The organism is Pseudoalteromonas prydzensis, from assembly GCF_001661495.1.
GTDB classification, from domain to species: Bacteria; Pseudomonadota; Gammaproteobacteria; order Enterobacterales; family Alteromonadaceae; genus Pseudoalteromonas; species Pseudoalteromonas prydzensis.
Window position 1 is genome coordinate 1 of sequence record NZ_BDDT01000029.1, and the last position, 7,784, is coordinate 7,784.

Here is a 7,784-nt window from a genome sequence, read left to right on the forward strand (position 1 = left end):
CTGACCGCTGACCGCTGACCGCTGACCGCTGACCGCTGACCGCTGACCGCTGACCGCTGACCGCTGACCGCTGACCGCTGACCGCTGACCGCTGACCGCTGACCGCTGACCGCTGACCGCTGACCGCTGACCGCTCATTCACACTTAGTTACAAATTGCTGCAATTGTTTGTTTAGCTGCGCTTGTTCCACTTTTAATAAAACCATAAACTCGCTGGGTTATTAAAAAATGGATGATAAAATGAAATTAACAAAAATTGCCGTTGCGGTACTACTGACAACGGGTTTGGCTGGCTGTAGTAATAGCTCAGTAAATAATACCAACGAAGCAGCGAGTACAGTCCAATCTGCCTACCCGGGCATTACCTTAATTGAATCAGTTGCGGCGAATGCTGCTGAGATCAGTATCCCCTATAAAAAATATCAATTAGAGAACGGCCTTACTGTTATTGTGCACGAAGATCATTCAGATCCGTTAGTACATGTAGACGTGACATATCACGTAGGCTCTGCGCGAGAAGAGTTAGGTAAATCAGGTTTTGCCCACTTTTTTGAACATATGATGTTTCAGGGTTCTGAAAACGTTGCGGATGAAGAGCACTTTAAAATTATTACTGAGGCGGGCGGTACACTCAACGGTACCACTAATTCAGACCGTACTAATTACTTCGAAACTGTGCCTGTAAACCAACTAGAAAAAATGTTGTGGTTAGAAGCTGATCGTATGGGCTTTTTATTAGACGCAGTAACCCAAGAGAAGTTTGAAGTACAACGCGAAACAGTTAAAAATGAACGAGGCCAGCGTGTTGATAATCGTCCTTATGGCCGCTTAAATGAACGAGTTTCACAAGCATTATACCCAGATGGTCACCCATATTCTTGGCCTGTAATTGGTTTTATGGACGACTTAAATCGGGTTAACGTAAATGATTTAAAAGCATTCTTTTTACGTTGGTACGGTCCAAATAATGCAACGATCACCATTGGTGGTGATGTCAGCGCGGATGAGGTGTTACCGTTAGTAAGTAAATATTTTGCCCCAATTCCGCGTGGGCCTGAAGTTACTAACGCCGAAAAAGTTGCTGTGACTCTTGATGCCGATCGTTATATTTCAATGGAAGATAAAGTTCATTTACCATTGTTAAGTATGAATTTCCCTACCACTTATGCTCGTGCCGCAGATGAAGCACCACTTGATATTCTTGCTGAGATCATTGGCGGTGGCAATAACTCATTACTTTATAAAAACTTGGTTAAAACACAGCTTGCAGTTCAAGCGGGTGTTAGCCATCCGTGTCGTGAGCTGGCGTGTTCATTAAGTATTTATGCCTTACCAAATCCTGCCTCAGGTAAAACTTTGGCTGATATTGAAAAAATTGTTCGAGATTCATTTACTGAGTTTGAGCAACGTGGCGTAACTCAAGATGATTTAGATAAAGTGAAAGCTAAAATCGAATCCGGCGCTATTTTTGGCTTACAAAGTGTCGCAGGTAAAGTATCTCAGTTAGCTGCATTTGAAACCTTCACTGGTAACCCAAATTTTATTCAGGATGATCTTGCACGCTATAACGCAGTGACTAAAGCTGATGTAATGCGTGTATTTAATCAATATGTAAAAGGTAAAGCGGCAGTGATCATGAGTGTTGTGCCTGAGGGACAACGTCAACTTATTGCGGCAGAAGATAACTTCACACCTATTTCACATGACTTTGGTGGCCCTTCAACAACCAGTGCCGATGATTTAGTTGCCCGTAAAGCAGTTGATACCTTTGACCGTAGTAAACAGCCTACAGCTGGTGTTAACCCTGCTGTAGAGGTACCAAAATTATGGCAAGCAACAACAGCAAATGGTATTGCAGTGTTAGGCACTCAAAGTACAGAGACACCAACTACCTCATTATTAATTAAAGTACCCGGTGGACAATACAGTGAGCAAGCTGAAAAAGTAGGGTTGGCAACAGTAACAGCAGCACTATTGAGTGAGTCAACACAAAACTACACCACTGAACAAATGAGTGGGGCACTTGAGAAGTTAGGAAGCACTATTCGTATATCGGCAAACAGCACTCATACTAATATATTTGTTTCAAGCTTAACTAAAAACCTTGATGCGACACTTGCGTTGCTTAAAGAAAAACTCTTTAACCCAGCTTTCAGCGAAGAAGATTTTAATCGTAATAAGCAGCAAAGTATGCAAAACATTCAGCACGCGCTTAAAGATGCGGGTTATTTGGCGAGCAATGCTTACAGTAAGTTATTGTATGGCGATAGCATTGCCGCATTGCCTAATGGCGGCACACTCGAGAGTATCGAAGCGATTAGCCTAGATGATGTGAAAGGTTTTTATAACGCTAACTTTAAACCGCAAGGCAGTGAAGTGATTGTGGTTTCTGATTTAGCTCAGCAAGCACTGCAAACAAAAGTAACCGCTACACTTGATAATTGGCAAGGTAAAGCGCCAGCTCCTACAGCGACTTTTGCTGAGCCAAATATTGCGGGTAATGTTATTTACCTTGTCGATAAGCCAGATGCACCACAATCAGAAATCCGCATTGGTAAGCGCGATATGATTGAAGATATTACCGGAGAGTTCTTTAAGTCAAACCTAATGAATTTTGCATTAGGCGGTAATTTCAACAGTCGCATCAACTTAAACCTTCGCGAAGATAAAGGCTATACTTACGGCGCACGCACTAATTTTTGGGGTGATTCAACTTCTGGTGGGTTTACCGCATCAGCGGCTGTACGGGCAGATTCAACTGCCGCGTCTATTGTGGAATTTACCAATGAGTTAAATAATTATGCGCAAAATGGTATCAGTGATGAAGAGCTTCACTTTATGCGCCAAGCTATCAACCAAAAAGATGCCTTGAAGTATGAAACACCCAATGCCAAATTAGGCTTTTTAGCACAAATACTCGAGCATGATTTACAGCCTAGTTTTGTCAAAGATCGTAATAAAATCGTCAGTACAATTAGTAAATCAGAAATAAATGCTTTGGCCGCAAAACATCTCAATACTAAAGAAATGGTGTATGTTGTAGTCGGTGATGCTAAATCACTTAAACCTGAGCTTGAAAAGCTTGGTATGAAAGTGCTTGATTATAAGCTTTAATAAGTACTGATGTTGCGGTCTTCTTCGTGGCCGTATTTCAGTTACTGTAAAATTGAATTTACTGAGGCTAAATAGCTAAGTAAATTTAATCACGAAATAATCAAAAAAGGTGCACCAAGCACCTTTTTTATTTCTTAACCTGATTTTACCACTTAAAATTGGTGATTGTCTTTTTTCTGTATTAACTCAATAGCATAGCCATCAGGGTCTTTTACAAACGCGATTTCTGTGGTGCCGCCTTTTACAGGGCCTGGCTCACGGCTAACATTACCGCCAGCAGCCTTGATATCAGCGCATGCTTTATAAATATCATCAAATTCAATCGCAATATGACCATAAGCATTGCCTAAATCGTAGCTGTCAGTGTCCCAGTTATAAGTCAGCTCTAATACAGTGCTGTCTTTTTCATCACCGTAGCCTACAAAGGCGAGTGTGTAACGGTATTCTTCGTTGTCCGCGCGACGTAACTTTTTCATACCCAGTACTTGCGTGTAAAACGCAATAGATTTATCTAGATCTGCAACTCGTAACATGGTGTGTAGTAAACGCATTTAAATCCCCTTGTAAATTCACATAAATTTTTAACAGCAGTGCATGTAACTATTGCTGTGCCGTTAAAATATCAATGATACGATTATAAATTATTTCTGTGAGCATCACAGTATCATTGCCGTTAGTATTTATAAGACAGTATTAAAGGCTGCCTTTATTTGTTAGCTTTGCCCTTAAGTACATAGATCTCGCCATCGAAACTGCCTTGAATCGTCAATCCTTGTCCTGCTAACTCTTTCAGGTATTCTATATGTTCTTCAGTAATATGCTGGCCCGGAACCAACAGTGGAATGCCTGGTGGATAAGGAGTAACTAAACCAGCACAGATGCGGTTATTACTTTTGCTGATGGGCACCGATTCGCGCTCGCCATAAAAAGCATCACTTGGAATACAGGCTAAGTCTATAGCAGGTAAATTCTCCGGCAAGCGAGAACGTCGCGTTGATGTTGCCAACTTCACCTTACCGCTATCCAGCTTTTTCAATGCATTGTATAAACGAATGATCTTTGAACGGGTGCCGCCAAGCGTCAGTAACACCAAAATAGTACTGTGAGTGTATTTTTCTATTTCAAGGCCAATCTCATCCAGTAGGAATTTATGAATATCCTTTAATGAATAAGGTAATTCGCTAATATCGATAAGGATCTTCAGTGGATCGTGGCCCATGTTATCGCCACTAAAGTGCGGAAATATCTCCATAAAGTCTTGCTTACCAAGCACTTTAATATGCTTGAGTGAGGCCATCTGTTGTTTAAATTCGTCCACATGATTTAACAAGGCATTGAGTAATTTATAGCCTTCCATCTCCAATTGTTTTTGGCACACGTCAAGCGACGCAATAAGCTGATACTTTGGTGATGTGCTAGCGTAGATGCTGTAAATCTCGCGAAAGAAATCGGCATCAAAATCTGGATCGTTTACATGAATATAAGACGCCTGAGAAAACGCTGATACCACTTTATGCGCTGAATGGGTAACATAGTCAGCGCCAGCATGAATAGCGGAATAATAGCGTAGGCTGGGGTGAAAAAGGGAGTAAGCAAACCAGGCTTCGTCGATAAACACTTTAATACCATGTTGATGAGCAAACTCGACCACTTGTTTCAGATCGCTAAGTAGGCCATCGTAAGTGCAACCGGTGAGCACCAGTAATTTAGCATCGGTATTTTGTTCAATTGCCTGCTTGATGTCGGCCAACGACGGCGGTGCAAAGATGCCATATTTTGGATTTAAAATACTCGACAAATAAATAGGAAAACTGGCTGATTGCAAAATGCCATAGTGCACAGATTTATGGCAATTGCGATCGATAATCACTTTATCGCCCTTGCGCAGCAGTGTCTGCAAGATGATTTTATTTGAGGTGGACGATCCGTTGGTAACAAAATAGGTATGCTTTACTTCAAACGTCGCCGCTGCCGACTCTTGCGCACGGCCAATGGTATTGGTGCTGTCTGATAATGAACCTAACGAATCGACTGAAACCGACAGATCACCAACGAATACATTGCGGCCATAAAACTGATAAAAATCTTTGATATAAGGGGAGTTTCTAAAGCTAGAACCGCCGCTGTGGCCAGGTGTATGCCACGAATCGTTTGCTTCGCCAACATAACGACGATACGCGGTCCAGAATGGGGTTTCTGATCGGTCATCGAAGTCGTTGATCATATACCCTAAAATTGCTTCCGGATCAGAAATCACTTCATCTTTAAAGAAGAACGACTCAATTTCCTCCGACTCGTTGACTATCTCCAATCCTTTCGTGTCGTCGCCGATGACATAAACCGGCAACTCGAGACGGATCCCCTTTAACTGCTCGATAAAACGACTATAGGTGCGTTCACCAATTTTGTTACTTAGATCCCAACTGAGTACCACAGCTTGAATATCACCATCTTCCTCAACAGATTCCAACGCTTGTTTTAGCTCGAGGCGTTCAATAATATCAATATGAATATCACTGCGTTCAAAATTAGCGATCGTTTTCGACAGATTAGTAGAAAGCTCTTGCAAGGTGGTAGGGTCTTGCTCAATCAACAAGATACGAAGTATAGGTAACATAGGAATTCCCGCAATAAAATTTCATAATGCTCAACAGCATAACTAAAGGATTGAGACTTGTGAAATTAATACTTTGAAAATGTTTCATTAATTGGGCAGTTTCACTAACACGCCACGCAGGTGTAAAGCCCATGGAGTATGAGGCAGTGGTGCACATCAACTTTAAATTCTTTTGTGATCACTTTTTCAAGCTTTTGTTCACCTCAACTACATTTTTACCCATCGCAAATTTGATACGATTTGATACGCGGTCGATGTGGGTGTCTACTGCTACAGGCTAGTCGGAGGATAGTAAAGGTAGATATAAAATATATCTAATTGCACAAGGCTAGGCTGATTTGTGCCATATATAGTCGGCTCTAACTCACTTTTGCCCCAAACTGAGCTAGCCACTAATCCTGCAAGTTTTACAATGGTTATCTTTTTCCATATATTTTCTCATGCTAAATGTTGCCAACTCTGCATAGTTTGAAATTAAAGCAATTGGATTTTTAGTTCGAAAGTTAGGTCTGTATCTGAGATACAGTTCCGGTTTTCGGTTAGTTTTAGATACTGAGTAAATCCACCGCCTTTCATCATTAGTTAGCTTTGGTGAACTATACGGGTTATTTCCGCATTTTATACAGAGTGAATATGAGATCAGTTTTACTTTATGAATAAATTGAGTCATTTATCATTGTTGAATGAAAAAACGAATGAAATGATAGACGGAAAGACAATACGGATTTTATCCGTTGATTAAATTGTTATATGCAAGATGGAGGGTAAATTGATAAGTCCAGTGTTATACATTTTTTCAGGTTTGCCAGCTTCTGGTAAGTCAACACTTGCTAAGTTGCTAGCAGCTGAAACTCGATCGTCATATCTGCGTATTGATACAGTAGAGCAAGGGCTAAGAGATCTTTGCGAATTTAAAGTGGAAAGTGAGGGGTATCGTTTAGGTTACCAAATTATCAGGGATAATTTGGAGCTTGGTATCAGCTGTATTTCTGACTCATGTAATCCTATTGAAATTACTCGACGTGAATGGCAAGAGGTTGCTGTGAGCGTAGGTGCCAAGTTTGTTAATATTGAAGTTAGTTGCTCTGATAGTAGTGAGCATGAATTAAGGGTAAACACTCGTCACAATGAAGTTGAAAATTTACAACGTCTTACTTGGCAAGAAGTACAAAATCGCCATTATGACACGTGGAAAACGGATGTTATTAAAATCGATACGGCTGGTAAAAATATAGAAACTTCATTTGCAGAACTCCTTGAAAAGTTGGGCGTGTGGAATTGCATACAATAAGTCATTCAAAGGGACGAAAAACGTTTAGCATTTCTGGTTTGGAGCTTATTGGGTTTTGCTGGTTGATCACAAAGCGCCCTTTAACGGAAGGTTATGCAGCAAAAGGATAAATATGAGACAGCAGTACCATTTAAGAAATAGTAATAAAGGCATTTTGTCTTGGGATGTGTTCAGATTAATTGAATTATCTTCAAAATTAGAAGTAGTAGAAATTCCTTTATCTGAAATATCAGAGTTAGATGAAGAATTTTGGTACGATCTTGGTGGTGTTCGTCCAACATGTAGAGATATTGTTGAACATGCAAAACTTATCAGTAATACCGATTTATCTTATCCCATCATATTGTGCCATGAAGGACGAGTTATGGATGGAATGCATAGGGTTTGCAAGGCTTTAATGTTAGGTGAAAGCCACATAAAAGCAGTTAAATTTAAAGGTTATATTGAGCCTGATTATATTGGCGTTGAGGCAGATAATTTACCATATTAAGAGTGCTGCATAACAAACGTCCAAGGCTTCAACATACTTTTATTAATCTGATAGAAATGGTTTAGCTCGATAGTCCTAAATTATTTCTGTCCAATATCCACATGGCCCAGCTTCATAAATAAAATGAAGCGTGGCTTTAGGAAACTGTGATTGAATTTTTTTAGCCAGTTTAATCAGCGCGGATTTTGAAGTATCAATACGGCCATAAGAAATCGGCGTTTCACCCCGATTATCTTTTAAAAGTGCGACTTGAGTGAAGGATTTATGGGTAT

General features: G+C 40.4%; 5 protein-coding genes and 4 pseudogenes. 3 read left to right on the forward strand and 6 right to left on the reverse strand.

Translation table 11 applies throughout. The features are described 5' to 3' along the window. Positions 1 to 71: pseudogene (locus tag A7968_RS23870) on the reverse strand (hypothetical protein); the annotation flags it as partial. Beyond that, a pseudogene (locus A7968_RS23875) lies at positions 64 to 138 on the reverse strand (hypothetical protein); the annotation flags it as partial. The pseudogenes A7968_RS23870 and A7968_RS23875, both read right to left, overlap by 8 nt. A 102-nt stretch (positions 139 to 240) precedes the next feature. Between A7968_RS23875 and A7968_RS22705 the strand changes: the two are divergent. Continuing rightward, positions 241 to 3,114 carry a M16 family metallopeptidase gene (locus A7968_RS22705; protein WP_064668781.1) on the forward strand — a complete coding sequence of 958 codons (2,874 nt, stop codon included), beginning with the start codon at positions 241 to 243 and terminating at the stop codon, positions 3,112 to 3,114. Between the two features lie 152 nt (positions 3,115 to 3,266). On the opposite strand, the gene gloA is transcribed toward A7968_RS22705, so the two are convergent. From gloA to A7968_RS23665, 3 genes and pseudogenes are all read right to left on the reverse strand, one after another. Next, a complete protein-coding gene (gene gloA / locus A7968_RS22710; RefSeq protein ID WP_064668777.1) occupies positions 3,267 to 3,665 on the reverse strand; it encodes a lactoylglutathione lyase in 399 nt (132 codons plus the stop codon). A 155-nt stretch (positions 3,666 to 3,820) separates the two neighbouring features. After that, the gene (locus A7968_RS22715) at positions 3,821 to 5,731 is read right to left on the reverse strand and encodes an aminotransferase class V-fold PLP-dependent enzyme (RefSeq protein WP_064668778.1); all 1,911 of its coding nucleotides are present in this window, start codon (positions 5,729 to 5,731) and stop codon (positions 3,821 to 3,823) included. A gap of 110 nt (positions 5,732 to 5,841) precedes the next feature. Next, positions 5,842 to 6,005 (reverse strand): annotated as a pseudogene (locus A7968_RS23665) (endonuclease III); the annotation flags it as partial. 495 nt (positions 6,006 to 6,500) lie between these two features. On the opposite strand from A7968_RS23665, the gene A7968_RS22720 reads away from it, so the two are divergent. Both A7968_RS22720 and A7968_RS22725 read left to right on the forward strand, forming a co-directional pair. After that, positions 6,501 to 7,022: a P-loop nucleotide/nucleoside kinase family protein gene (locus A7968_RS22720; RefSeq protein ID WP_157586827.1), complete on the forward strand. Its 522-nt coding sequence runs from the start codon at positions 6,501 to 6,503 to the stop codon at positions 7,020 to 7,022. Between the two features lie 112 nt (positions 7,023 to 7,134). After that, a complete protein-coding gene (locus A7968_RS22725; protein WP_064668780.1) occupies positions 7,135 to 7,512 on the forward strand; it encodes a hypothetical protein in 378 nt (125 codons plus the stop codon). Positions 7,513 to 7,599: 87 nt separating this feature from the next. Here A7968_RS22725 and A7968_RS23390 read toward each other — a convergent pair. Beyond that, positions 7,600 to 7,784, reverse strand: a pseudogene (locus A7968_RS23390) (IS110 family transposase); the annotation flags it as partial.